Origin of the sequence: Delftia sp. CH05 (assembly GCF_009827015.1) — a bacterium.
GTDB classification, from domain to species: Bacteria; Pseudomonadota; Gammaproteobacteria; order Burkholderiales; family Burkholderiaceae_C; genus Comamonas; species Comamonas tsuruhatensis.
This window is the reverse complement of the sequence record NZ_WUMG01000036.1, coordinates 1-24,669: the sequence shown is the minus strand read 5'-3', so window position 1 is coordinate 24,669 and position 24,669 is coordinate 1. Positions and strand designations below refer to the sequence as shown.

Annotated in this window: 20 protein-coding genes; 10 read left to right on the top strand and 10 right to left on the bottom strand. The window is 60.6% G+C overall.

What is annotated here, in order from left to right; all coding sequences use genetic code 11:
• Nucleotides 1-11 precede the first annotated feature (11 nt).
• The 4 genes from GRX31_RS22305 to GRX31_RS22290 all read left to right on the top strand — a co-directional run bounded on the left by GRX31_RS22305 (nt 12) and on the right by GRX31_RS22290 (nt 4,056).
• A complete protein-coding gene (locus GRX31_RS22305; protein ID WP_160854873.1) occupies nt 12-1,331 on the top strand; it encodes a CaiB/BaiF CoA transferase family protein in 1,320 nt (439 codons plus the stop codon).
• Nucleotides 1,316-1,711: a cupin domain-containing protein gene (locus GRX31_RS22300; protein WP_012205502.1), complete on the top strand. Its 396-nt coding sequence runs from the start codon at nt 1,316-1,318 to the stop codon at nt 1,709-1,711. The genes GRX31_RS22305 and GRX31_RS22300 overlap by 16 nt, the downstream gene beginning before the upstream one ends.
• Nucleotides 1,712-1,768: 57 nt before the next feature.
• Nucleotides 1,769-2,932 (top strand): acyl-CoA dehydrogenase family protein, encoded by a 1,164-nt coding sequence (locus GRX31_RS22295; protein ID WP_012205503.1) that lies wholly within the window; start codon nt 1,769-1,771, stop codon nt 2,930-2,932.
• Nucleotides 2,933-3,099: 167 nt separating this feature from the next.
• Complete coding sequence (locus GRX31_RS22290; protein ID WP_160854871.1) at nt 3,100-4,056, top strand: LysR substrate-binding domain-containing protein; 957 nt, start codon at nt 3,100-3,102, stop codon at nt 4,054-4,056.
• Nucleotides 4,057-4,110: 54 nt separating this feature from the next.
• Here the strand turns inward: GRX31_RS22290 and GRX31_RS22285 are convergent, their stop codons facing one another.
• Entirely contained in the window at nt 4,111-6,603 is a 2,493-nt protein-coding gene (locus GRX31_RS22285) for a hybrid sensor histidine kinase/response regulator (protein WP_160854869.1), read from the bottom strand.
• Nucleotides 6,604-6,666: 63 nt separating this feature from the next.
• Between GRX31_RS22285 and GRX31_RS22280 the strand changes: the two genes are divergently transcribed.
• From GRX31_RS22280 to GRX31_RS22265, 4 genes are all read left to right on the top strand, one after another.
• Nucleotides 6,667-6,927 (top strand): hypothetical protein, encoded by a 261-nt coding sequence (locus tag GRX31_RS22280; protein WP_151019494.1) that lies wholly within the window; start codon nt 6,667-6,669, stop codon nt 6,925-6,927.
• Nucleotides 6,928-7,200: 273 nt separating this feature from the next.
• The gene (locus GRX31_RS22275) at nt 7,201-8,301 is read left to right on the top strand and encodes a porin (RefSeq protein ID WP_154836366.1); all 1,101 of its coding nucleotides are present in this window, start codon (nt 7,201-7,203) and stop codon (nt 8,299-8,301) included.
• 122 nt (nt 8,302-8,423) lie between these two features.
• Nucleotides 8,424-10,004, top strand: a complete 1,581-nt coding sequence (locus tag GRX31_RS22270; protein ID WP_160854867.1) for an esterase-like activity of phytase family protein — start codon at nt 8,424-8,426, stop codon at nt 10,002-10,004.
• Nucleotides 10,005-10,509: 505 nt separating this feature from the next.
• The gene (locus GRX31_RS22265) at nt 10,510-12,273 is read left to right on the top strand and encodes a DEAD/DEAH box helicase (protein ID WP_046988226.1); all 1,764 of its coding nucleotides are present in this window, start codon (nt 10,510-10,512) and stop codon (nt 12,271-12,273) included.
• 149 nt (nt 12,274-12,422) lie between these two features.
• Here GRX31_RS22265 and GRX31_RS22260 read toward each other — a convergent pair whose 3' ends face one another.
• From GRX31_RS22260 to GRX31_RS22250, 3 genes are all read right to left on the bottom strand, one after another.
• The gene (locus GRX31_RS22260) at nt 12,423-12,881 is read right to left on the bottom strand and encodes a sel1 repeat family protein (protein ID WP_016454741.1); all 459 of its coding nucleotides are present in this window, start codon (nt 12,879-12,881) and stop codon (nt 12,423-12,425) included.
• Between the two features lie 136 nt (nt 12,882-13,017).
• A complete protein-coding gene (locus GRX31_RS22255) occupies nt 13,018-14,466 on the bottom strand; it encodes a DUF1501 domain-containing protein (RefSeq protein ID WP_160854865.1) in 1,449 nt (482 codons plus the stop codon).
• 43 nt (nt 14,467-14,509) lie between these two features.
• Nucleotides 14,510-16,384, bottom strand: a complete 1,875-nt coding sequence (locus GRX31_RS22250) for a DUF1800 domain-containing protein (protein ID WP_160854863.1) — start codon at nt 16,382-16,384, stop codon at nt 14,510-14,512.
• Nucleotides 16,385-16,945: 561 nt separating this feature from the next.
• On the opposite strand from GRX31_RS22250, the gene GRX31_RS22245 reads away from it, so the two are divergent.
• Nucleotides 16,946-17,158 (top strand): hypothetical protein, encoded by a 213-nt coding sequence (locus GRX31_RS22245; RefSeq protein ID WP_160854861.1) that lies wholly within the window; start codon nt 16,946-16,948, stop codon nt 17,156-17,158.
• A gap of 284 nt (nt 17,159-17,442) precedes the next feature.
• On the opposite strand, the gene GRX31_RS22240 is transcribed toward GRX31_RS22245, so the two are convergent.
• The 4 genes from GRX31_RS22240 to GRX31_RS22225 all read right to left on the bottom strand — a co-directional run bounded on the left by GRX31_RS22240 (nt 17,443) and on the right by GRX31_RS22225 (nt 21,369).
• Nucleotides 17,443-18,210: a hypothetical protein gene (locus tag GRX31_RS22240; RefSeq protein ID WP_160854859.1), complete on the bottom strand. Its 768-nt coding sequence runs from the start codon at nt 18,208-18,210 to the stop codon at nt 17,443-17,445.
• A gap of 86 nt (nt 18,211-18,296) precedes the next feature.
• A complete protein-coding gene (locus GRX31_RS22235; RefSeq protein ID WP_160854857.1) occupies nt 18,297-19,607 on the bottom strand; it encodes a hypothetical protein in 1,311 nt (436 codons plus the stop codon).
• Nucleotides 19,608-20,233: 626 nt separating this feature from the next.
• A complete protein-coding gene (locus GRX31_RS22230) occupies nt 20,234-21,103 on the bottom strand; it encodes an AbiJ-NTD4 domain-containing protein (protein WP_160854855.1) in 870 nt (289 codons plus the stop codon).
• Between the two features lie 71 nt (nt 21,104-21,174).
• Complete coding sequence (locus tag GRX31_RS22225) at nt 21,175-21,369, bottom strand: hypothetical protein (protein ID WP_160854853.1); 195 nt, start codon at nt 21,367-21,369, stop codon at nt 21,175-21,177.
• Between the two features lie 471 nt (nt 21,370-21,840).
• Here GRX31_RS22225 and GRX31_RS22220 point away from each other — a divergent pair, with 471 nt between their 5' ends.
• Nucleotides 21,841-22,218: a hypothetical protein gene (locus GRX31_RS22220; protein WP_160854851.1), complete on the top strand. Its 378-nt coding sequence runs from the start codon at nt 21,841-21,843 to the stop codon at nt 22,216-22,218.
• 110 nt (nt 22,219-22,328) lie between these two features.
• On the opposite strand, the gene GRX31_RS22215 is transcribed toward GRX31_RS22220, so the two are convergent.
• The gene (locus GRX31_RS22215; RefSeq protein ID WP_160854849.1) at nt 22,329-22,874 is read right to left on the bottom strand and encodes a PepSY domain-containing protein; all 546 of its coding nucleotides are present in this window, start codon (nt 22,872-22,874) and stop codon (nt 22,329-22,331) included.
• 142 nt (nt 22,875-23,016) lie between these two features.
• On the bottom strand, nt 23,017-24,228 hold the full coding sequence (gene trpB / locus GRX31_RS22210) for a tryptophan synthase subunit beta (protein WP_160854847.1): 1,212 nt from the start codon (nt 24,226-24,228) through the stop codon (nt 23,017-23,019).
• Nucleotides 24,229-24,669: the final 441 nt, after the last annotated feature.

Sequence of the window (24,669 nt, the reverse complement as noted above, 5' to 3'; positions counted from 1 at the left end):
AGGAGAGCCGCATGGAACAAGCGCAGCAAGGGCAGCAAGGGCAGCAAGGGCAGCAAGGCCCTCTTGCCGGCGTGAAGGTGCTGGACATGACCTCGGTGGTCATGGGCCCCTTTGCCACCCAGATCCTTGCGGGCCTGGGGGCCGAGGTGATCAAGGTCGAATCGCCCGAGGGCGACAACATGCGTCACGTCGGCCCCATGCGCAACCCCGCCATGGGCCACATCTTCCTGCAGGCCAACCAGGGCAAGCGCTCCGTGGTGCTGGACCTCAAGCAGGGCGCCGCGCGCGAGGCCCTGCTGCGTCTGGCCGAAGGCTGCGACGTGCTGGTCAGCAACGTGCGGCCCCAGGCCATGGCGCGCCTGGGCCTGGCCTACGAGGACGTGGCGGCGCGCAACCCGCGCATCATCCACGTGAGCTGCTGCGGCTTCGACCAGCGCGGCCCCTACGCGGCCCGGCCCGCCTATGACGACCTCATCCAGGGCGCCACCGGCGTGCCCTGGCTGGCGCAGCAATACGGCGGCGGCGAGCCGGCCTATGCCCCCATGACCCTGGGCGACCGCGTCACCGGCCTGCACGCGGTCTACGCCGTCACGGCCGCCCTCTATGCGCGCGAGAAGACCGGCAGGGGCCAGGCCGTGGTCGTGCCCATGTTCGAGGCCATGACCCAGTTCATCCTGGGCGACCACATGGCGGGCCTGTCGTTCGAGCCGCAACTGGGCGGCCCCGGCTATGCGCGCCTGCTCACGGCCCACCGCAGGCCCTATCGCACCAGCGACGGCCACCTGTGCGTTCTCATCTACAACGACAAGCACTGGCACAGCTTCTTCAACGCCATAGGCCAGCCCGAGCGCATGGCCGAGCCCATCTTCGCCACCCACAGCCAGCGCGCGCTGCACATCGATGCCGTCTATGCCGAAGTCTCGCGGCTGATGGCAGGGCGCACCACCGCCGAATGGCGCACGCTACTGGACGCGGCCGACGTGCCCAACATGCCCATGGCCTCGCCCGAGGACCTGATCGCCGACCCCCAGCACCAGGCCACCGGCTTCGTGCACGAGATAGACCACCCCAGCGAAGGCCGGCTGCGCACCACGGCCAGCCCCACGCGCTGGAGCGCCACGCCGCCCGCAGAACGCGCCGCCCCCGCGCCGCGCCTGGGCGAACACACCCTGCAGGTGCTGCGCGACGCGGGCCTGACCGAGGCCGAGCTGGCCGCCCTGCAGGCCAGCCGCGCCTGCAGCCAGGCTGCCGCGCTGCAAGACGCCCCACCACAAACACAAGCACAAACACAAACACAAACAGAAGGAAACCGCCCATGCCCCGCTACCTGATCCGTGAACAAGACGTGCCCGGCTACAGCCCCGCCAACCACCACGGCACCGTCAACCGGCGCCTGGTCAGTGCCGCCAACGTGGGCGCGCGCCACATGGAGCTGGTGCTGGGCACGCTGGAGCAGGGCGGCGGTGCGCTGCCCCATGCCCACCCCGGCATGGAGCAGGCCTGCTACCTGCTGGCCGGAACGGCCGAAGTGGAAATCGACACCCCGGATGGCAAGGAACGCTTTGCCATGCAGCCCGGCGACACCTGCTTCTTCCCCGAGGACTGCATGCACATCTTCCGCGTGACCAGCGCCGAGCCCGTGCGCCTGCTGGTCTTCTACAGCCCGCCGTACGGCGAGAACCCCGAGCGCGTGCGCCGACCGGCAGCCTGAGCGCCGTCACCCCACAGACACAACAAGCGAACAGCTACAAGCAACGGAGAACACACCATGGACTTTCTGTGGAACGAAGAACAGGAACAGATACGCGACGCCGTCGAGCGCGCCTGCGCACCCTTCGATGCCGACTACTGGCTGCGCAAGGACCATGAAGGCGGCTTCCCGCACGACTTCCACAAGGCCCTGGCCGACGCGGGCTGGCTGGGCATTGCCATGCCCGAAGAATTCGGCGGCGCAGGCCTGGGCATCAGCGAAGCGGCGCTCATGATGCACACCATCTCGGCCACGGGCGCGGGCCTGTCGGGCGCCTCGGCCGTGCACATGAACATCTTCGGCCTGCACCCCGTCGTCGTCTTCGGCACGGACGAGCAAAAGCGCCGCTGGCTGCCCCCGCTGATCGCGGGCACGGACAAGGCCTGCTTCGGCGTCACCGAGCCCAATGCGGGCCTCAACACCCTCAAGCTGCAGACCCGCGCCGTGCGCGATGGCGACGTCTACGTGGTCCATGGCCAGAAAGTCTTCATCTCCACTGCCCAGGTCGCCAACAAGATCCTGCTGCTGGTACGCACCAAGCCCGTGGAAGAGTGCAAGGGCACGGAAGGCCTGAGCCTGTTCTACACCGACCTGGACCGCGAACGCATCGAGGTGCGCGAGATCGACAAGCTGGGCCGCAAATGCGTGGACACCAACCAGCTGTTCATCGACGGCCTGCGCATTCCCGCCGAGGACCGTATCGGCGAAGAGGGCAAGGGCTTTTCGTACATCCTGCACGGCCTCAACCCCGAGCGCATCCTCATCGCCGCCGAGGCCGTGGGCCTGGGCCGCGCCGCCCTGGCGCGCGCCACCCAGTACGCCAAGGAGCGCGTGGTCTTTGACCGCCCCATCGGCCAGAACCAGGGCATACAGCACCCGCTGGCCCAGGCCTGGATGGGGCTTGAGGCGGCCCACCTCATGGTGCAAAAGGCCGCCTTCCTCTACGACAGGGGCCTGCCCTGCGGCGCCGAGGCCAACGCCGCCAAGTACCTGGCAGCCGAAGCCTGCGCCAAGGCCTGCGAAACCGCCATCTTCACGCACGGCGGCATGGGCTACGCCAAGGAATACCACGTGGAGCGCTACATGCGCGAATCCTGGATCCCGCGCCTGGCGCCCGTCAGCCCGCAGCTCATCATGTGCTTCATCGCCGAAAAGGTATTGGGCTTGCCTAAATCGTATTGACCCCCTGAGTCGCTTCGCGCCTTCCCCCTTCTCGCTGCGCGGAGGGGGACGACACCCTCGGTGCGGGGCGGCCCTTCCTCGGTGTCTCAAAGTTGAGGTGCGCGGGTTTTGTGGCTGCGAACCATCTGAAGTCCCATGATTTATCAATCTGTATTTCAGAGGTAGCCATGGTGCAAGATGCCATCTCGCTTGCTCCCCATCCGCCGCCCCTCATGAAGACCCACCTGCTGCGCTATTTCGTCGCCCTGGCCGAGGAACGCCACTTCGGCCGCGCGGCCCAGCGCCTGTGCATCACCCAGCCGCCGCTGAGCATGGCGCTCAAGACCCTGGAGCAGGACCTGGGCGCCAGCCTCATGGACCGCGACGCCAAGAACGTGCGCCTCACCCCTGCGGGCGAGGCCTTTCTGGTCGAGGCACGCAAGGTGCTCGCCCAGCTGCAGCATGCGGCCGACGTGGTGCGTGGCGTGGCCGAAGGCATGCAGGGCCGGCTGGACGTGGGCATCACCGGCTCCATGGTCTACCGCCAGGTGCCCGACTTCTGCCGCGCCTTCCGCGCAGAACGCCCCCTGGTCGAAGTCTGCCTGCATGAAATGTCCACGCGCGAGCAACTGCAGGCCATTGCCAGCGGCCAGATCGACTGCGGCTTTCTCAACATAGCCAACCCGCCAGACGGCCTGCAGACCCTGTCGATCGGCGAGGAACCCTTTGTCTGCTGCCTGCCCGCCACGCATGTGCTGGCGCAGCAGCCCGACATCGACCTGCGCGAACTGGCCCGCGACACCTTCGTCATGTTCGCCCGCGAAGTGGCACCGGCCAACTACGACAACGTCATCGCCTGCCTGCAGCAGGCCGGCATCCACCCCCATACCCGCCACGCCGCGCGCCAGTGGCTCACCGTCATGGCCCTGGTCTCGGCAGAGCAGGGCGTGGCCCTGGTGCCCAGCTGCATGCAGCGCGTGGGCATGAACGGCGTGGTGTTCGTGCCCCTGCGCGGTCCGCAGCAGGCCATGACGCCCGCCGTTATGGCCTGGCGGGCGGACCAGCCTGCGGCGGTGCTGCAGGCGTTTATTGAGAGGGTGAGGGTGATGGCAAAGGGAAGCCGCAGGGTTTCAGCGCAGGGATAGGCGCCCGGAATCTACAGGCCCCCATTGCGCCAGCTCCAGCGCCAGCCGCGCAACTCAGTCCAATGGCACAGCGTCTGTACTGCCCAGAATCTCCGCCACCTTGAGCGCCAGCGCATCCAATGTGAACGGCTTGGTCAGAAGCTGCGTACCGGGGTGCAGGTTTTCCTGGCTGAGCGGAGATGCCTCGGTGAACCCGGTGATGAAGAGCACCGGCAGGTCGGAACGGGCCAGGCGTGCCTCGTCGGCCAGCTGCTTGCCGTTCATTCCGCCGCGAAGCCGCATGTCCGTGATCAGCATGTCCACCCGGGTTCCGGCACGCAGCACCTGCAGCGCGGCGGCTGCATCTGCCACGGCAAGCACCGTGTAGCCCAGGTCGACAAGCGCCTCGTCGATGAGATGGCGGATCGGGGCTTCGTCATCCACGACCAGCAAGGTCCTTTGGGCAGGAACGACCACGTGCCTTGCCGTATCGACCGCGCGTTCTGCAACGGGCGCGGCGTCGCACCTGGGCAGATACAGGCAGACCGTGGTGCCCTGGCCCGGCTGGGAGAAGATCCTGACCGCTCCTCCCGATTGCCGCGCGAAGCCGTAGATCATCGACAGCCCCAACCCTGTTCCATGGCCCACCGGCTTGGTGGTGTAGAACGGCTCGAAGGCGCGCGCAATGGTCTGCTCCGACATGCCGGTGCCCGTATCGGTGACGCACAGCGACACATAACCGCCCGGCGGAAGGTCCCACTCCCGGGCTGCCGCCTCTTCAAGCTCGATATTGGCTGTCCTGATGGTCAGCCGGCCGCCTTCGGGCATGGCATCGCGGGCGTTGATGCACAGGTTCAGGATGGCGTTCTCCAGCTGCGTTCCATCGATTTGCGCATGCCACAGATGGGCTGCCGGCACGATGTCGATATCCACGCTGGCGCCCACGGTCCTGCGCAGCAGGTCCTCCCAATCGGCCAGGAGCGCGGCCATATCGGTGGGCTTGGAGTCCAGGATCTGCCGGCGCGAGAACGCAAGCAGCCGCTGCGTGAGCGTGGCGGCGCGCCGCACCGCCCCCTGCGCTCCATGGATGAAGCGCGTGAGGTTGTCCACCTGGCCGCGCGCCAGCATCCGCTGCAGCAGTTCCAGATTGCCCATGACGGCCGCCAGCAGGTTGTTGAAGTCGTGCGCAAGGCCACCCGTCAACTGGCCCACCGCCTCCATCTTCTGCGACTGGCGCAGTTGCTCCTGCACCTTGGCCAGCGCTTCGGCCTTGGCCATTTCGGAGGTGATGTCGCGGCCCACCGCATTGATGCGGCCTGCCGCCGAACGGGTGGACCAGGAGATCCAGCGGTAGCTCCCGTCCCGATGGCGATACCGGTTGTCAAACCGGGCATGCGCCATGCCTGTGGCCAGCTCCTGCGTGTCCTGGATGGTGCGCGCCAGATCTTCCGGATGGATGAGATGAAAAAGCGTGGTGCCCAGCAGCTCGTCTTCACGCCAGCCCAATACCTCGGTCCAGGCCGGGTTGACCGCAGTGATGATGCCCTCGAACGTGCAGCGCATCATGATGTCGGAAGACAGCTGCCACAGCGCGTTGCGGTCGGCCGTGCGCTCTGCCACCTGTTCCTCCAGCGTGGCATTCAAGCGCTCCAGCGCGGCCTGGGCCTGCTTGCGCTCGGTGATGTCGGAGGCCGCTCCCAGCCAGCCGGTGATGGCGCCTGCGGCATCGAACAGCGGCACGGCGCGCGAGAACGCCCAGCCCACGCTGCCATCGACCCGGTTCACCCGGTGCTCGATCACATAGTCGGTCTTCGTGCGGATGGCCCGCGCGATCTCCGCGCGCACCAGGTCGCGGTCCTCCGGGGGAATGTAGTCTTCCAGCCAGTTCGTGTTGGACGCCTGCGTGTCGGGGATGAACCCGCCGCCTGCCAGCTGGTGCAGCTCGCTCCAGTCCGCACTGATGGAGTAGCGCACTTCCGAGGAGGAGCGCACCAGCGCATCCAGCCGCTCCTCGCTCTGGCGCAACATGTCCAGCGCCCGCCGTTCCGCATCGATGTCCAAAATGGCGATGGCCGTGGCCACGACTTCCTTGTCCGCATTGCGCAGCGGCACCCCGAAAACGCGCGTCCATACCTCGAGCCCCTGGGGCGTGTCATAGACACAGTCAACGCCCGGCACCACCAACTCACCGCGGAACGCGCGGGCGGCCACAAACTGGTCGCGGGGAACGGGCTTGCCATCCTTGTCCCAACTGCGCCAGCGCCCGCGGTCTTCCTCGGCCGACAGCAGCGAAGGGATGGGGGTGTCCGGCAGGAAATGGCGGTAGGCCGGGTTGGACATCAGCACCTTGCCACCCTTGCCCACCAGGCACAGGCCTATCGGCAGATGCTCGATGAAATCCGAGAAAAGCGTCTTCTGGTCCGCGACCTGCGCATCGAAGGGGTCCTGATCGCTGGCGCCCGCGCCCTGTACGGCGCTGGCATGGCCCGCCGTGGCAATCGCCAGCTGCGCCCGCAGCCGGGCGTTTTCCTCGCGAAGCAGGGCAATCTCTTCGGACTCTTGGATCATGGGGGGATGGAGCGGGGCGTTGGGTGGAGGAGAGGGGACAGCTCGCCGCTGGCGGGGACGGCGATGCTGCTGGGGATCATAGCTGTGACTGCTGGTGCGACCGATGTTGAGGCTGCAGTCCTCGGTGCGGCAATTCTTGTGGGACTTCGCCCTCCCAGGGACTATGGGGTTGAACTGGCTGTGCAATGGGCTGAATTTGGGTCCCCAATGACCGATGAATCGGTCGACGAACGCTCGAAATGTTCCATTGAAAATATGGAAGTCGAGAACCTTATTGGGAAAATGGCAAAAGAATGCATATTTCCGCCAATTTCTCGAATATGAATCAAACAAATCGGCAATGAATGATCTGCCCCGTCGTGCAGGCCATGGCTGAAGGGTGGCGGCGATGGGGCTTCCCTGCGGGAAACGTGCCGCAGGCACCGCCGCTGCTGTGACTTTCATGTCACACAGCACAGCTGTCACGAAGAATACTTATGTGTTGCCTAGAGTTCCCGCAGCGGTGGCAGGAGGCTACCGTCATTCTCATTAATAAGTTCGGTTCGTATCTCGCCAATGAAAAATCAAAAAACGTGCTCGCGTATTCTGGGACTCGCGATGGGCACATTCTTCGCCTCTTCTTCCAGCTTGGCCCTGGCACAATCTTCCGTCACCATTTTTGGTGTGGTGGACGTCGGTGTCACCGTTGCCAAGTCCGGCAGCAACAGGCTCAATGCGCTGAACTCCAGCCAAGGCAAGACCAGCTTGCTTGGATTGCGCGGCACGGAGGACCTCGGCGGCGGCAACCGAGCTCAGCTCTGGCTTGAAGGCGGCCTCAACCCCGATGTCGGCTCTGGCGGCAGCAGCGGCTCCCTTGGCTTCGAGCGCCGCTCCACGATCGGGCTGAGCAACAATTCCTGGGGTGAAATCCGGCTGGGTCGCGACTACACCCCCAGCTACAACATCTTCACCGCTTTCGCGGGCCCCGACACCACTACCGGTGTGCAGGCCAATCTGTTCCAGACGATCCGCCAGACTGCCTATAACGCCGCCAGCCAAAGCGGCGTGGTCGACCGCACGCGCATCAGCAACGCCGTGGGCTACTTCCTGCCGAGCGACCTGGGCGGTATCTATGGCCAGTTCTCGGTTTCCTTTGGCGACGAGAACGCCTCCGGCTCTGGCGCAAGCAAGGCCCGCAGGTACATAGGCGGCAACCTGGGCTATCGCTCTGGCCCGCTGAACGTGGGTATCGGCTACGGCAGGATCGACGGCACTGCAGCCGTGGCTTCACCCAGCGCCATCGCTGCAACCAGCGATCTGGAAGACCTGGTGCTGGGCGCCTCGTACAACTTCGGCAGTTTCCTGCTCAATGGCGGATACAACAGCCTGAAGTGGGAGCCCGTCAACGGCGCAACCTCCGGGAAGGTGGACGGCTTCTACCTGGGCGCGACCATCCCCATGGGGCCAGGCAGCTTGCGCGTCAAGTACGCCAGCGCCAAGTTCAGCGGCAACGCCTCTGCCCTCACGCGCAGCGGCGGCAAGGCCGACAAGTATTCGATCGGATATGTCTACGACTTCTCCAAGCGCACCTCTCTGTACGCAGGTCTGGCGCGTGTGAACAACAAGAACGGCGCCAGCGTCGGCCTGATCGGCGGCCCTGCGGGTGTGGCCAACGCCGGCTCGACCGGTGTGGATCTGGGCATCAGCCACTCGTTCTGAGCGGCGCAGCGCTTTTTCCAGAAACGAAGCCTTCAAGCTTGGGCAGGCCCTTGCCACGCAGGGCCTGCCGATCTGCCGATCTGCTTATCAGGCTTGCCTCTTCTTCTCAAGACCTACTCGCCATGCGCCCCCCCACTTCCTCTTCCTGCCTGATGGCAGTGATCGCCGCCGCGGCTGCCTTGCTGAGCGCCTGCGCCGACACCCGCCCGCTCCAGGTCGCCGGCTCCGAGACGGTGGCGCAGACCACCGGCGTCGGCAGCATCCGTGCCACCGTCACGCGCCAGGACGTCCAGTTCGACGACAGGTTCTATTTCCCCTACGAAGGCCAACACCCCGCCACCAAGGCCGATTTCCCCAAGGGCTTTCTGCCAGCCTACGGTTCGGGCCTGGCCTTGAAGGGCAGGCGTGCCGACGGCACGCTGGAGTTCTACGCCATCACCGATCGCGGCCCGAACGCGACCACCGGCCCGGTCACACAGATCACCGACGGCTCCAATCCCGCGGGCTTTGCCAGTTCCACGGTGTTTCCCTCGCCCAACTTCACTCCGTCCATCGGCGTGATCGCCCTCGGAAAAGACGGAGCCAGGCTCGTCTCCACCCTGCCGCTCAGATTCAGCGCCACACAGAACGCCAACGGCCGCGTGCAGCCACGGGGCCTCACAGGCAACACGGGCGAGCAAGTCCTGGACGACTCCTTCACCTATCCCGGCAAGGCCAAGGGCTACAGCGAATTCGGCCTGGACACAGAATCCGTGGTGGTGGATGCCGCACGCAATGCGCTGTGGGTGTCCGACGAATACGGACCCTTCATCGTGAAGATCGACCCGGCGACCGGCATCATCCAGAAGAAATACGGGCCCGGCACCGGCGCGGCCGATCTGCCGGCCATTCTCGCCAAGCGCCGCGCCAACCGTGGCATGGAGGGGCTGAGCATCGATGCGGCCAGCGGCAAGCTGCACGGCTTCCTGCAAAGCCCCCTGGACGACGGCAAGGCCGACTACACCACCGCTGCCGTTGCCGACGCCACTGGCAAATCGGAGAACGTGCGCGACTACGCTCGCTTTGTGCGTTGGGTGGAGTTTGACCCGACCACCGAGAAAACCCGCCTGTTTGCCTTGCCCGTGGACAGCCGCTGGTACAACCAAGGCAAGACCGGCAATGCCAAGCTGGGTGATGTGGTCTCACTGGGCAAGGGGAAATTCATCGCCATCGAGCAAGGCACGGGCAAGAACAAGAAAGTCTTCAACGACCTGGTTCTGATCGAGTTTCCGGCCAACGCCACCGACATCACCGCGCTGGGCTCCGACCTGGAAAAGAGCAGCCTGACTGGCAAGCCGGTCAATGGCTCGGACTATTCCAAGGTCGTGACGCTCAAGAAGACCCGGCTCTTCAACCTGAACGCCACCGGCTGGGTGGCCGAGAAGGCCGAAGGCCTGGCGCTGGTCGATGACTACACGCTGGCGCTGACCAACGACACCGACTTCGGTGTTTCGCTGGCCGTGCTGGACGCCAGCGGCAAGGAAATCGAAGGCTCGAACGTCACCAAATGCATGGTGGAGGCCGACGGCAAGATCGTGAACGACGGCCAATGCGCCAAGGGCGCGGCGAGCCTTCGCTTTACCACCAATGACGTCAACGATCGCACGCAGCGACTTTGGACCTTTAAGTTCAGCAAGAAACTGAGCGAATACGGCGCTCCCTGAACGACTGCGACTGCTTGGCATAGGCAAGACAACGGGGCCAAGGCGATCCAGGGCGGTTCGTCCAGCGCGAAGGCGCTGCGACGGGCCGCAACGCTGATGTCGCCTCCTATGGCACCTGCACGGAGCAGCGCCGCCGTTGCGGCGAAAGTGCGGGGTTGCCGCAATGGCTGGACCTTTCGACCTCCAGCAGTCTTACGGCATTCCCCAAAGCGGTAGTCGTCGAGTGCGTAGATGGCAGGCATACGTCCGAGCCAAGCACTTTCACAATCAAATCCTCCTCTGCTTGGTCATTTCAGAAGCGCCTTCAAATTCCATGCTGGTTTCCGCGTGAGTCGAGGAAATTCAACAGAGAGCCGTTCAGAATTCAATTCCGGATTTTCGATGGCTTGGGATTGGCCAGTCATCGAATTCCTGAAGAGATAGTGCGTGCGGTATCCTCAGCCGCTCTGTAGAGGAGAAGAAAGTGGCGGTACTGATTCCTGCGATGGGCGCGTGCGTTGGGCGCATGACGCCTGGCGAGCGACGCCTGGCCGAGCGGTTGGAGCAAAAGCTCGAAGACGATTACATGCTTTGGTATGACGTGCCCATCGGTCCCAAGCAGACGCATCCTGACTTTGTCGTCATTCATCCACGCAGGGGCGTTCTGATTCTTGAGACCAAGGATTGGCGGCTCGAGACGGTTCAAGAGGCGACCAAACAGGCCTGGACGCTCATCGTGGATGGAAGACCCAAGGTCGTCATCAATCCGGCAGCCCAGGCGCGACACTGCGCCATTCAAGTGGTCAATGCGCTGGAGCGGGATCAGCAACTCATTCACGGCGAAGGCCCTCATCAGGGAAAGCTGGCATTTCCCTGGGGCAGCGGCGTGGTGTTCACCAACATCACGCGCAAGCAGTTTGAGGAATCTGCACTGGACCAGACGATTGATGCGCATCTGGTCATCTGCAAGGACGAGATGCTGGAATCCGTTGATGCGGAGGCTTTTCAGCAGCGCCTGTGGAACATGTTCCCCCACGCTTTCGGCAAAGCCATGTCGGTGCCGCAGCTCGAGCGCACGCGGTGGATCATGTTCCCGCAGGTGCGTGTTCCGGTGCAAGGCAGCCTTCTGCCGGAAGACGCGGACGAGCTGCCGGACATCATGCGCGTCATGGACTTGCAGCAGGAGCAACTTGCGCGCAGCCTGGGCGATGGGCATCGCGTGATCCACGGAGTTGCCGGCTCAGGCAAGACCATGATTCTTGGCTATCGTGCGGAACACCTGGCCAAGACCGCTTCGACCAAGCCCATCCTCGTGCTCTGCTACAACGAGCCCTTGGCCGTGAAGCTCAATGCCTGGTTCGCGGCCAAGGGCCTGGCCGATCGGGTGCATGCCCGCAACTTCCACAAATGGTGCCGCCAGCAGTTGGTGGCCTATGGCCAGACGCTACCCGCTCAGGGCCCGGGCATGTTTGATCAGATGGTGGAGTTTGTGATTCGCGGCGTGGACCGGCAACAGATTCCGTCCGGGCAATACCAGGCCGTGATGGTCGACGAGGGGCACGACTTTCAGCCTGAATGGCTCAAGCTCGTCACCCAGATGGTCGACCCTGAGACCAACAGCCTGTTGATCCTGTACGACAGCGCCCAGAACATCTATGGCAAGAGCAAGGCGCGTGGCTTCAGCTTCAAAAGCGTGGGAATCCAGGCCTCTGGGCGCACGACCATTCTCAAGATCAACTACCGCAACACCAGGCAGATTCTGCAAATCGCCAACCGCGTCGCCGCCGAGTTCCTGCAACCCAATGCCCAGGATGATGACGGTGTGCCGCTGGTGCAACCCATCAGCTGCGGCCGCGAAGGGCAGGAGCCGCTGATCGTGCGCCTGCCGAGCTTGCGGGACGAGCCCGCCAAGATCGCCGAGCTGCTGGCTGCGGCGCATCAGGAAGGCCACGCCTGGGGTGACATGGCCATCCTGTGCCGTGATCACGACTCCATGAACCAGTGCGCCATGGCACTTGGCCGCCGAAAACTGCCGCATCGCGTGCGTCATCGGTCAGGTGACTTCGATCCACTGGCCGACACCATCAAAGTGATGACAATGCACGCCAGCAAGGGATTGGAGTTCCCAGTCGTGGCCGTTGCAGGAGTGGGGCAGATGCCGCGCGAAGGCGAAGATGCGGCGGACGAGGCCAAACTGTTCTATGTGGCTGCGACGCGGGCGACACAAAAACTGGTATTGACTGTGGCGGGTGAAGGGGCGTTTGCGAAGGCGCTGGTGAATGCTGGGTGAGGGCGAGGTGAATACGGGTTGAGGGCAGGGCGAGGAGGGGCACAAGTCCGTGGTGCGGTGGTCAGGGCTCCAGGCGTGGTACCAGTGGCGTTGCACCCGCAGCGCATTCTTGAGGATGGCGCTGCGATCCGAAAAGGATGTTGTGCCTATCACCCTTCCCACTCGGATGTGCACGCCATCTTGCCACTCGGCGCATTGCGCAGGCGGTTCAGGAAATCCAGCTGGCTTTTGGCCGTTTGATTCCCTTTTGCCACGGCTTGCCGCAGCCAGTGCACTGCTTCGCAGCGATCCGCTTTCACCGCGGTGCCATACAGGGTTGGACCTGCCAGAAGAATCCATGCCAGTGTTTCCTGGGCTTGTGGCTCGCCATCCCGGGCCGCCTGGCGCAGCAACGCGAGCATGGAAGCGTAGTCACCCGCAGTCTGGGCCTCCAGGGCCAGTTGAAACCGCTGCTCGGAAGTGGTGGCCATGTCCAACGGCAGCGGTGCCGCCTGCGCCAGCGCGCCGGACAGGGCCGCTGCGATGAACAAGCCATGCCGTGCATGCCGGGCCAGCGTGGCAATTGGGGTGGCAATTGGTGTGGCAATTGGGCGGAATTCGAATCGCATTTTTGTCTCCACTTGAATTGAGTGGCCCCATCGTCTTCGCAATCCCGATCCCTGAAAATTCGGAATTGTCAAAGGCGCCCTCAGGGCCACCCAGAGGCTGACTCGAATCGGCCGTGCAGGCCCGGCGCGCACGGCTTCAGCCCATGAACCTCAGATCGATGGGATACGCCGAGCCGCCGAAGTTGCCGATGTGCGGCAGCACCCCCGCCAGCTCGGTATTCGCCACGCCGAACCAGCGCGCCAGGGTGGCGGCGTACTGGTCCACGGCAGTGCTGGGCAACAGGCGCCCCTGGCCGACATGCCACTGGTCCTCGCTGCCGCTGCCGTTTCCCACGCTGATGGGCGGCGGCGCGCCATAGAAGGACGCGCCACGCACCGCGCCGCCCACCACGAAGTGGTGGCTGCCCCAGCCATGGTCCGAGCCGTCGCCGTTGGACGTCAGCGTGCGGCCGAAGTCCGACGCGGTGAAGGCCGTGACCTTGTCGGCCACGCCGAGTTCGGCCGTGGCGTTGTAGAAGGCCGTCATGGCGCTGCTCACCTTGTCGAGCAGCTGCGGCTGGTTGGCGATCAGGTTGTCGTGCAGGTCGAACCCGCCCAGCGAGACGAAGAACACCTGCCGGCGCGTGCCCAGCGCGTTGCGTCCGGCGATGAGCCGGGCCACCACCTTGAGCTGGTCGGCCAGCGGGTTGTTGGCAGGGAAGGCGGTGGACAGGCTGGCGCTGGAGAGGGCTGAAGAGATCTGCCCCTCGGCACTGATGGAGCGCTGCGTGACGCGGGCGTACTCGGCCTCCATCGCGTGGCTGCCGGCCGTCTGCACCAGCTCGCTCAACAGGCCGCGCACGGCGGTCGATCCATAGACGCTGGTGCCCTTGACGGCGTTGATGGGCACGGCGCCGCCCGGGCTGATCTGGTACTGCAGCGCCTGGTCGCCCGAGAGAAACACGGCGTTGCCCGTGGCCGAGATACAGGTGAAGAGCGACGTGGCGTTGGACGACAGCGCCAGGTCGCCCAGGTTGCCGCCCCAGCCCAGGGTGGAGCCTTCTGCGCCCTGCGACTGCCACACCGACTGCTGGTCGTTGTGCGAGAAAAGCTTGGGCGGCAGCGGGTAGCTGCGCCGGTCGCCGGTGGCATATTGGGCCCGCGTGAGCGGCACCAGCAGCGGGCCGACGTTCAGTTGCACCGCAGCGCGGCCCGCGTTGAAGAGGCCGGCCAGGCCCGTCATGGATGGGTGCAGCGCGTACTGCATGCCACCGGCCAGCGCCGTGCGGGGCTGCAGCAGCGTATTGCCCAGCGCGGCGCGGGCCAGGGCAATGCCACCGGCCGTGCCATCGCTATTGCCGCCGCGGATGGCGGAGTACTGCCCGTAGCGGGTGCTGTCGTAGGGCACGACGGTGTTGGCGTAGTCGCAGCCGCCATAGAGGAAGACGCAGACCAGCGCCTTGTAGTCGTTCGCCTCGAAAGCGGCGGCCTCGCCCAGCGCGGCAAGATTCAGGGCGAAGGGCAGGGCGGTACCGGCGGCGGCCAGTTGCGTGCTGCGGCGCAGGAATGCGCGGCGCGTGTGGCGGGCGGGGTCGATGAAATTCATGGAGATGTCGCTTTGCTTTGCAGACGTTCGGTCACTTGTTCGGTCACTTCTGCACCAGATATTCGGGGCTGGCCATCACCAGCAGCACGGCGGCTGCCACGCGGTTGAGCTGGGTGGCGGTGTTGCTGGTGGCCGTCACCGGCGTGGCATTGAGCGCTGCCACGATGCGCGCCTGCGTGGCGGCCGATACCTGCCCTGCCGACAGCAGCAGCGCCACCTTGCGCACCAGCGCGGCGGCGTCGCCCACAAGGGGCAGCAGGTTGGCATAGCTGCAGGTGATATCGAAGCCGTTGGCCGCGCTGCTGCCGCCCTGGGGCAGGTCTGGCGCGTTCACGTAGTAGCCGAAGCGGATCACGTTCTGCATGAAGTTCAGGTAGCCACTCACGCTGGTCTCGGTGACGATCTGGAACTCCGGCGCCACCTGGCCCGTCGTGGCCAGGGGCGTGGAGGGCGGCACGTAGCCCGGGCGGAAGAAGTTGAACACCGAGCCCGAGCGCAGCGGGCTCTGGCCCAGGCGGGTGGCCGGGTCGCTCAGGTTGTCGATCTTCCAGGTGCCGCGTGCCGACCGCAGCCCGAAGGTGCGGCCCCACTGCACGAAGCGCACCATGGGCTCGCGCAGGCGGCCGTACTGGGGGCTGGCAAGCCCTGCCGCGCCGCGCGCCTCCGGGTCCAGCAGCACGGTGGCAATCACGGCGCGCAGGTCGCCACGCGTGCCGCTGCCGTTGTCGGCGAAGGCGGCGGCCACGCGCCCCACATAGGCGGGGCTGGGGTTGCTGGTGACCAGGCGCTGGATCAGCTGGCGCCCGATGAAGGGCCCCACGTTGGGGTGGTTGAACAGCGTATCCAGCGCCGCCTTCAGCGCCGCTGGCCCCGACGTGCCCGCAGCCACGGTGGTGCCCAGGAAAGTGGCGGCCAGCGTGGAATGGCGCGCGGCGTTGAAGGCCATGGGCAGCAGCGCCTGCTGCAGCCCCGTCACCGTGCTGCCGCTCAGGTTGGTGGGCTGGTTCTTGCTGGTGTCGTAGTCGTAGCCGGTGAAGACGCGCGCCAGGTTGCTCACATCGGCTGCCGAATAGGTGTCGATGCGGTTGCCGCTGCCGTCGCGCTGCTCGGTGCCGTCGGGGTTGAGGCGGTAGAGGCCGATGGTGAACAGCTGCATCACCTCGCGGGCGTAGTTCTCGTCGGGCTGGCGGCCGCTGCGGGCGTCTTCCTTCTGGTTGCCGCGCGTGCTCAGGTAGATGCCCATGGCCGGGCTGAGCGTGACGGCCTCCAGCAGCGTGCGGAAGTTGCCGAAGGCATGCTGGTTCAGCAGATCCCAGTAGCCGGAGGCCAGGAAGATGCTCCAGGGCTGCTCCAGCCCCGTGGTGGAGACCACCATGATCTCCGACAGCGCCAATGCCACACGCTTGCGCACGGCGTCGCGCTCCGTGAAAAGCTGGCTCCAGAGCATGAAGTCGGAGGGATACGAAACGTTGTCGTAGCGCGTGCCGGCCTCTGCCACGCCGTAGCCGCGCTGCATCAGCCAGGCCGTGCCCGTGGTGTCCACGGGCAGCGCGAACTGCTCGGCCAGCCAGGGGCCGTAGCCCTTGGCGCGCAGCGCTGCGATCTCCTCGTCGGTGGCCGAAAACTGCGCCTGCAGCAGAAAACGTGCGGCTTCTTCATCGCTGGCGGGGGTGGCCGTGGTGCCCGTACCGGTTCCGCCACCAGGGCCGGTGCCGGTGCCGGGGGCTGAATCGCCCCCACCGCCCCCGCAGGCCACCAGCAGCGCGGCCGCAAGGGAGGAGGCCAGGGCGGGAGGAATCAGGGAGCTCTTCGGTTCGTGGCCGAGGTGGCCGGGCTCTGCGCAGGCAGGCAAGGAATCCGCGGGCGCGCGGTCGGGCGGCTGCAGCGTGGAGGCTGCAGCCTGTGGTGTGGGGTGCATTGTGGGCTTTCAGGCAGAGGCCGGGGCGTGGCAACGAACTGCCTCGCTCTTCGGCGCGTGGCGCAGAGTGTTCCAAGGATTTCGGAGGTGCGCAGCCACCTTGCAGCCCAAAAGCGTGTCAAGACGTTATACGGCGCAGGGGCTGCAGGGGGCTGTATGCAGGGTTGACGCTGTGGAGCCTGGGCAAAGCCCGATGTGGGCCGCTCGCCTGCCGGTGTTCTGAGGGGATGCGCAGCGTTGTGCGGGTGCAACCATGCGGGCGGATTGTCATAGGGCTTTCTCCTGCTGCAGGCTGAAGAATGCTGCTTGACGTCTTGGGGCCGTACACCTGAGTGCGGTGCGTCTGCACGGAGCAGCGTTGCCGAGCGGTATCTGTCGCCTGGCGTTCGCATGGCAAGGCTCCTGAACGCTGCACGCAGGCTCAGCCACTTCCGGGATGCCAAGGTCAGGCAATCTTCAGGTTGCTAGTGCGTGTAGGGTGAAGTCATCCGTGCAAGTTACCTGGATCTCAGATGTTGCACTTCATATTTGACACCACCGTAAATCAACTGTGCAAAGACAATGACAAGAATCTTCTTTATGTTGGTGGCGATCATGATTTCTGGCACCACGTCTGCTGGTGAGAAAAATCCACCACCAATCCAAGATTTGCAAGAAATAGAGAGATCTGCAGATGAATTATTAATAGAGAAAAACAGGCAGAAGAAAACGCAATTCACTGCTGTTCGAATTAATTCAAAAATAATAGTCGAACATTGTGCTGTTCCAATTTAATCAGGTTGGGCATGCTTGGATAGTGGATTTTCTGTAAAAAGCGTTCAAGTTGTCTGTAAATCTACGTTGAACAACAAAAATAGGTGGCGTGTTTTGCTTCCTGTTGCAGTATCGGCACATCCCGAGAATTGAAGCAGATCCCAAAAAGGCCTGTTCGTAGCATAAACATTTTGGCTTTGTTGGAGCGAACTGCGTAGAATTAGTCTATATATGATGAAGAAAAGATGAGTAGATCTGAGGTTTCTATCGGCAGATATTTGGATTTCTGGCCATTGAGAGGAATTCTAAGTATCTTCGGAATAGTTTTGATTAATTTTGGTGGGATATTTTTCCGTAATCTTTCTTGTAAGCAATTGAGTGTTTAAGGCGTAGCTGTGAATGTGAAGTTGCATATCTGCAAATTTTATAATTCGTGTTACAGGCTCCATTGAGCTCATGAATTCATTTATAATTATTGATCCATCTAGATAATCGCAAAAATCATTAACACAGATGTCGTCATTTCTCCATACTCTGTAAATAGTATGATTTAAATTTATTTCTCCCGTTGTTAGTAGATTGATCATCTCGTGTGCTTGACGGATGGGATGACCTTCAAGGCAATAGCCGTTGAATACTCGATTGCCAATTGCGATGCAAGTATGTATTTTTGCATCTGGTGTGGCAGTCCAGTTCAGGTTGTTAAATAATGTCTTTTGATTTTTCGCTAAAGAAATCCACGCTTTTCGCAGGTTCAACTGCTCTGCTCCCTTAACGATGTGATCGTAACTATTCCTCTGCTCGTAAACATTGCAAGGATGAAAAGCATTTTTGCATTCGATTAGAAAGAGGTGGCCGTCGCGGTATGCGATAATATCAGTTTCCAATGGATTATTTTTTTGACCTAGATTGTGGTTGTGAGCAACTAGGAAATCTGCTGATTGAAATGCTGCTATTAAATTTTCCTCCATTGGGTCTTTCTTATTATCACCCTTCAATTCTAAACGCGTATCTGCATGACAGAGAATATTGCGTACTAAATTCGAGAGTGAAGCAACCGAAATAGATAGCATGCACCAGTTTTTGATGGAAATTACTGGGGCATATTGTAGATCTATGTAATTAGATGAGTGATCACTTGTTAATAAATTAAGTATTTCTAGAGATTTTTTTCGCCTAATACTATTGAGAGCATTTTTTGTATATCTGTTCGTTTGAAGACGGGAATGCAAGAAGTTAAGTGGATTAATTGCCTTTCAAAAGTTGGATGGTGATTGTTAATTGCGAATTTAATTCCTTGCTGCAGAAATGAGAATAGTCTTTGGGTTTTTATAATATCGATGACATTAATTTCTCCTGAAACAGGTGTATATATGATTCGTTCGGGTTCTACATAGTCCTCTGCCCCAAGAATTTTCAAGGAGAAAATATCTTCTAGAAATAATGTGTCAGATGAGAAAAGTTCGTGGATTTTTTCATGTGATGGAAGAGTTATCACGTATCTTGGTTTTGGGTGTTTTACGAATTTTAAGAATTTATCATCAGTACGACTGTAGAAGTCAAATGCAAAATTTGATATCGAGGTAGTGCGAGTGTTAATGCTATTGCGCATTCTATGTAAGCTGTCGTTGCGGATGTCTTTCTGGAATTCAAATTGAATATAGCCCAGCCTTACTGAGCGCTCCAAATTGGGGTCTATCGAATTTATATTAACAATTCGATCCAGGGATGTTGAGGTATAGGGTAGGGATTCTATAAGAAGCTCTGCTTCCAGATATTCGCTAATTTTGGCCGCATCAATCAGAAGTAGCTTGTAGTATGAGTCCCATGCTGATTCTTCATCCACCAAGCCTAAGTCGATAGTAGATAATCCAATTGCCTTATGATAGAGGGTTAATAAATAAGAGAAGGCTTGCGCCAAGGATTCGGCAGAATATGACTGCATAGTATCTGTGGATGCTTCGAGATCAACAGTAAAGTCATAAGCAAAGGCAGAATCAACAATTGCAAGCAGAGTTTTAATCGTATAAGGCCGTTTTAATCTCATTCTGTCTATCAAAGAGCGCTGAAGCTGTCTCAGTGAAGGGGCTAATAACCATAAGGCTGAGATTGAATTTAGATAATCGTGTTTGGTCTGGCTGAAATTATAAAGAGCAGAATTTTCGACTAGATCTGCAATTAAGAGCTGGCTTGTTGTATTATTGAAGCCTTGTTGTGAGGGGCGTAAAGCGTGAATTCGCTGCATCTGCTTTAACATTTTGTCCGGCCCTGCTAATAGCAGTAGACTGCGTGCCGCAGTTAGTGCACGTCCTGGGCGTCTTCGTGTAATTGCTTCTTTTAGCGAGTTGGTCGCTGATTCAATTTCTGATTTCCTGAGTTTTAAATGAGAGATTTCTTCCCTTAATTCTTTAAAAGTATTTAATGGGTCTTTTGAATTTAAAAGCTGTTTGAATATCTCTTGAAAATTCATAGTGATGATTTATGCGATTAAAAAAGTATCGTCAACTAAAAAATGTGGTGCGTATATTCAAATTATTTTATATTTTTGATATTTAAGAAGTGTCTTGTTTAAAAGATTCTTATGATGCAAGTTTTATATTATTTATTCACTGTGATGTAGGATTTATTCGGTCCACCATATATATGTGTTTGATCTGCTTTATTTTCGAGCCAGTTATTTTTTGCTATAGCTAGGTTGGGCTGAGTTGGATTGTGCCTCTGGAAATCGCGGGCATATGGTTCAATCCGCTGGGTGGAAGCATGGCGTTATAGTGCTTGCGCCAGTCCCACGATCACTGTGGCCTTCTTAAGCAATCTGAACTGCTCCAGCGACAGGTACTCATCGCGCAACTTGCCGTTAAAGCTCTCGTAGGCACCATTTTTTCAAGGCTTGTCAGAGTCGCTGAAGGCCGTGGCAATTCCGGTCTAAGCGATACACTCCAAAGCGGCTGGACATTCACGGAGGTTTGCCGAAATTAGCGGCAGCTATCATCTGTGTGTGCTTTGTGGATTGAAGGCTTTAGAGACTACTCAAGTAGATGGCCACCTCAATTATTCGGGAGAATGCGGAGAATTTTATCCGCGTTGAACCGTCAGTTATTTACCTTCATTAACTGAAATGAAGTAGCGAATGTACGCAATGCCGAGGTGAAGAGCAAGCTCCGCTTCTTGGATCGATACACCACCAACTTCTGGGTGGCCGTGACGTACTAGTGGTGTGGCGTTTGAGTGCACATATAGCTTTTCTAATGCCTCCAGCAGATGTTTTGGGTGTTGACCTTTCTTCTTGAAGAACTTGATTGCATCGCCAAGAGTCGTGCTCCCTGGCACAATAACTCGTACAACGCTTTCTAAGGCACTCACAATTTCCTTAACACAGTTGGCTTCATCAATAGGATGCGAATAAATGAAGTTTTGTGCCTTGTGATAGTGAGTCCTTGCCGCTTCGAAGCCATCTGTGAGTTTGTGCTCGGTTGATTTTATACGCTTTGAGAGTGGATTGGGTATTTGCCTTACAAGCGTTGACGTCTCGTTAAGACTCCAGCCTATTCTGTCTTCGGCAAACAAGGCATTGGCCTTGGATTGATAGATTTTGAAGTGAGATTTCTTGAGTGAAGTAAAAGGGTCATCGTCAAGATCGAGTAGCAATCGCCCAAGCAGTTCGATGAAATCGTAAAATTCAAGCCATGTACAAGATTTTAAATGCTCAGCCAGTGCTGACCAACTACTTTGATCATCGTAGTCCCAAGGGTCTGATTCATCTCGAATTAGGGCAATGAACTTTTCGTGTATTTCAGACGTGTCGAGCGGCTCGCTTCTACTGTTGTATCCGCGATGGGAGTTTCTGTCGCCGACGAATTCTCCAAGTATGCCCTTGATAAAACCAATTCTTGTGGGACGCGGAGCATCCTCCAGAATCAGATTCGTATTTTGGCTGTCGTTTTGATATCGGGCCGAGAAGCGCATTGGTATGTAGGTTAATGTACTAGGAACGCCGCCTGCAAAAAATGGGTACGCTTGATCGCTGGATTAAGCTATCATTTTTCAACATAGTGATCCGGAACCTTTTCCCAAGTGCTACATCTTCTACCAATTTCTCGTCTAAATGCTTGGAATAGTTCGTAACTATCAATTCGAGCATCTGGAGCCACCTGTCTGACTGAATTTTCAAGTGCACGACGAACTTCAGTGCTTAGATGATCAACAATTTCTTCCATCTTCACGGATGCCATCTTATTTCCTTAAAGGTTAATTGGGTTTATGTGAGGGATTAATAGGGGTTATTGATCGATTGAATTTGATTTAGTTTCAGGAAGATAGTGTGTAGGATATTCATGTTTTTGAAAAAATCCAAGAAGATTCACGATCTTTGTTGAGAGATGAGCAGACGGTAAGTTGGAATGAGGGATTGCTCCTAGTCCGATGCAGCTTCTTATTAGGCGCTACCTCCCATCTTTTGAAAATGCCTATCCACCTCACCCACCACATCCCCCGGCGCAACCCCCAACATCTCGCTGCTTGAAGGCAGACCGAAGGCTTGGCTTCGTATCACCTTCGATGAAGAGTCTTCCCTGCCTCTTTACAAGATTCCAACTATAGGTGGCAGACAGAGACTTGGCAAAGCCGGAAGCTTTGTTGTCCGGTTCTCCCGCTTCCACTGCGTGCAGTGGCTCCGAGATCGGGACCATCTCGACAGGAATCCAATGCCCCAGCCAACTTCCGCCACCACACCCCCACCCAAACTCGAAGACCTCGCCATAGACGCCGTCCTGCACATGGGCGCCGCGCTGGATGTGCTGGACCTGCACGCTCGCCACAACATCACGGCCATCAATTGCGTGTGCCGGGATCTGCTGCGCATCTACTACGTGAAGGCCGATCAGGCGCAGTCGCTGGAGCCGGAAGACAGGGAACTGGTGGGCCTGCTGCACGACACGGCGGTGAACCTGGGCTATGCCATTGAGGTGGTGGAGCATCTCAATGGCGATGAGGCCGACGACCCCATTCTTTATGCCGTGAGCTATCTGCTCAGGGCGGCGCAGCGGTTTGCGGATGAGGGGGTGTCGGTGGCGTTGGCCTGAAGAGCGCAACAGGCGTGGATGGCCTGCGGGCATGGCGGGAACGACGCAAAAAATGGGCGAAAAAAAAGCGCGCCTCATGCTGAAGCGCGCTGCCGGGTGGGGGTCGTGGGTCAGTCCTTCTTGGCCCGGATGACTTCGCCGCCCACGGCGTCGATCTTGACTTCCATGAGCGTGCCGTTGGCCTGCAGCACTTCGACCTGGTAGCTGGTCTGGCCCCAGTGGGAGTCCAGTTCCGCGCTGACGGGCGTGCCCGGAGTGTGGCGGGTGGCGGCCTGTATGGCCTGCTCTATGGTGGATTTGGCCTTTTCCAGGCGCTGGCGGTCCTTGCGCTTGGCGGTGCCGTCGTTCTTGCGCTGGGCGGCCTGGCCGGTGATGGCGTTGACCCAGACTTCCACGCTGTCGCCGGCCGGTGTGATGACTTCAATTTCGTAGCGCGGGCCCATGCCGTCGCCGTCGTCCAGCTGGGCTTCGATGGCCTTGCCGGGCACGGCCTGGGTGGCGCGGGTGATGGCCTGTTCCAGCGGGATCTTGGCCTGGCTGGTGATGGTCTGCCATTCGGCCACCGATTTGGCTGCGGCGGGCAGGGCGGCGGTGGCGCAGGTCAGGGCCAGGGCGATGGAGAGGGCGGCAGTGCGTGCGAATGGGGCAGGCTTCATGGGTGTGGCTCCTTCCGGGAATGGGGTTGGACAAGACAACGGTCGGGGCCATTGTCTCCACCGTCCCGGAGAGCGGTTGTCGGAGAGGGCGCCCTTTGCCCCCTCCGGGGTGCTGCGGTTTGATCCCGCGCAAGCTCTGCGTTCAGAGGCCCAGCACCTTGGCCACGTAGTCGGCGTCCTTGTCGCCCCGGCCCGAGAGGTTGATGAGGATGTGCTGGTCCTTGGGCAGGCCGGGCGCCACGCGCATGGCCCAGGCCACGGCGTGGGCGCTTTCCAGCGCGGGGATGATGCCTTCCACGCGCGACAGCTGCATGAAGGCGTCCAGGCATTCCTTGTCGGTGACGGATTCGTACTGCACGCGGCCCAGGTCCTTGAGGTAGCTGTGCTGCGGGCCCACGCCCGGATAGTCCAGGCCCGAGGCAATGCTGTGCACGGCAGCCGGCGTGCCGTCTGCGTTTTCCAGCACGTAGCACTTCATGCCGTGGATTTCGCCGGGCTTGCCCATGCTGAGGGTGGCTGCGTGGCGGCCGGGCTTGTCCGTGCCTTCGCCCGAGGGCTCCACGCCGACGAGCTTGACCGAGGCATCGCCCAGGAAGGCCGTGAAGATGCCCATGGCGTTGGAGCCGCCGCCCACGCAGGCGGCCACGTGGTCGGGCAGCTTGCCGTGTTTGGCCTGGAATTGCTCGCGCGCCTCGCGGCCGATGATGCTCTGGAAGTCGCGCACCATCATCGGGAACGGGTGGGGGCCGACCACGGAGCCGATGGCGTAGATGTAGTCCGTGGGGTTGGTGAGGTATTCCTCGAAGGCGCTGTCCACGGCCTCCTTGAGCGTGGCCGCGCCGCGCGTGACGGGCACGAGCTTGCAGCCCAGGATGCGCATCTTGGTGACGTTGGGATGTTCCTTCTCGATGTCCACCTGGCCCATGTGGATCTCGCAGGGAATGCCCACCAGCGCGCAGGCCGTGGCCAGGGCCACGCCGTGCTGGCCGGCGCCGGTTTCTGCGATGACCTTCTTCTTGCCCATGAACTTGGCCAGCAGGGCCTCGCCCAGACAGTGGTTGATCTTGTGGGCGCCGGTGTGGTTGAGGTCTTCGCGCTTGAGGTGGATCTGTGCGCCGCCGAGCTGCTCCGACAGGCGCCGCGCGTGGAAGATGGGGCTGGGGCGGCCCACGTAGTCGGCGAAGAGCTGGGCCAGTTCCTGCTGGAAGTCTTGGCGTTTGGTGATTTCGGCGTAGGCGGTGTTGATGTCGTCCATGGCCTGCTTGAGGTGGGGCGGGACCAACTGGCCGCCGTAGGGGCCGAAGTAGCCTTCTGCTGTGGGCATGGGGGCGAAGTTGGGGGGTGTAGTGGTCATGGTTGCTGGCGGGTGTTCTGTGGAATGGCGGATGTTGGCGGTGGCAGCTTACGTAGGGCTGCCATGGGTCTGAAGAGAGAAAACCCCGGTCGGGGTTTCTTGTTTTTGACCCTGCCGGGTGGTTGTTTTTCGAGGCCGGGTTTCGGCCCGGCGGCCGACCTACCTTTCTTTGATTCGTCACCGGTACGCCGGCCGAAGAAACGTAGGCCAAAGAAAGACGACCCGAATGCCCGCGACCCCTTCGCTGCGCTGCGGGGCAACCTGCGTCGGGCCGCCTGCGGGGTGCGCCGTGAAACTCGTTGCGCGCTGCGCGCTTCACTCAAACATCACGGCGAGTCAGTTGACGAAGCAGTCCTGTCCTGCGGCAGGACTGCAACCCCGCAGACGGCCCGACGCAGGCGCGGGCATACGGGATTGGGGGCGGGGAGATGGGGCGGGGCC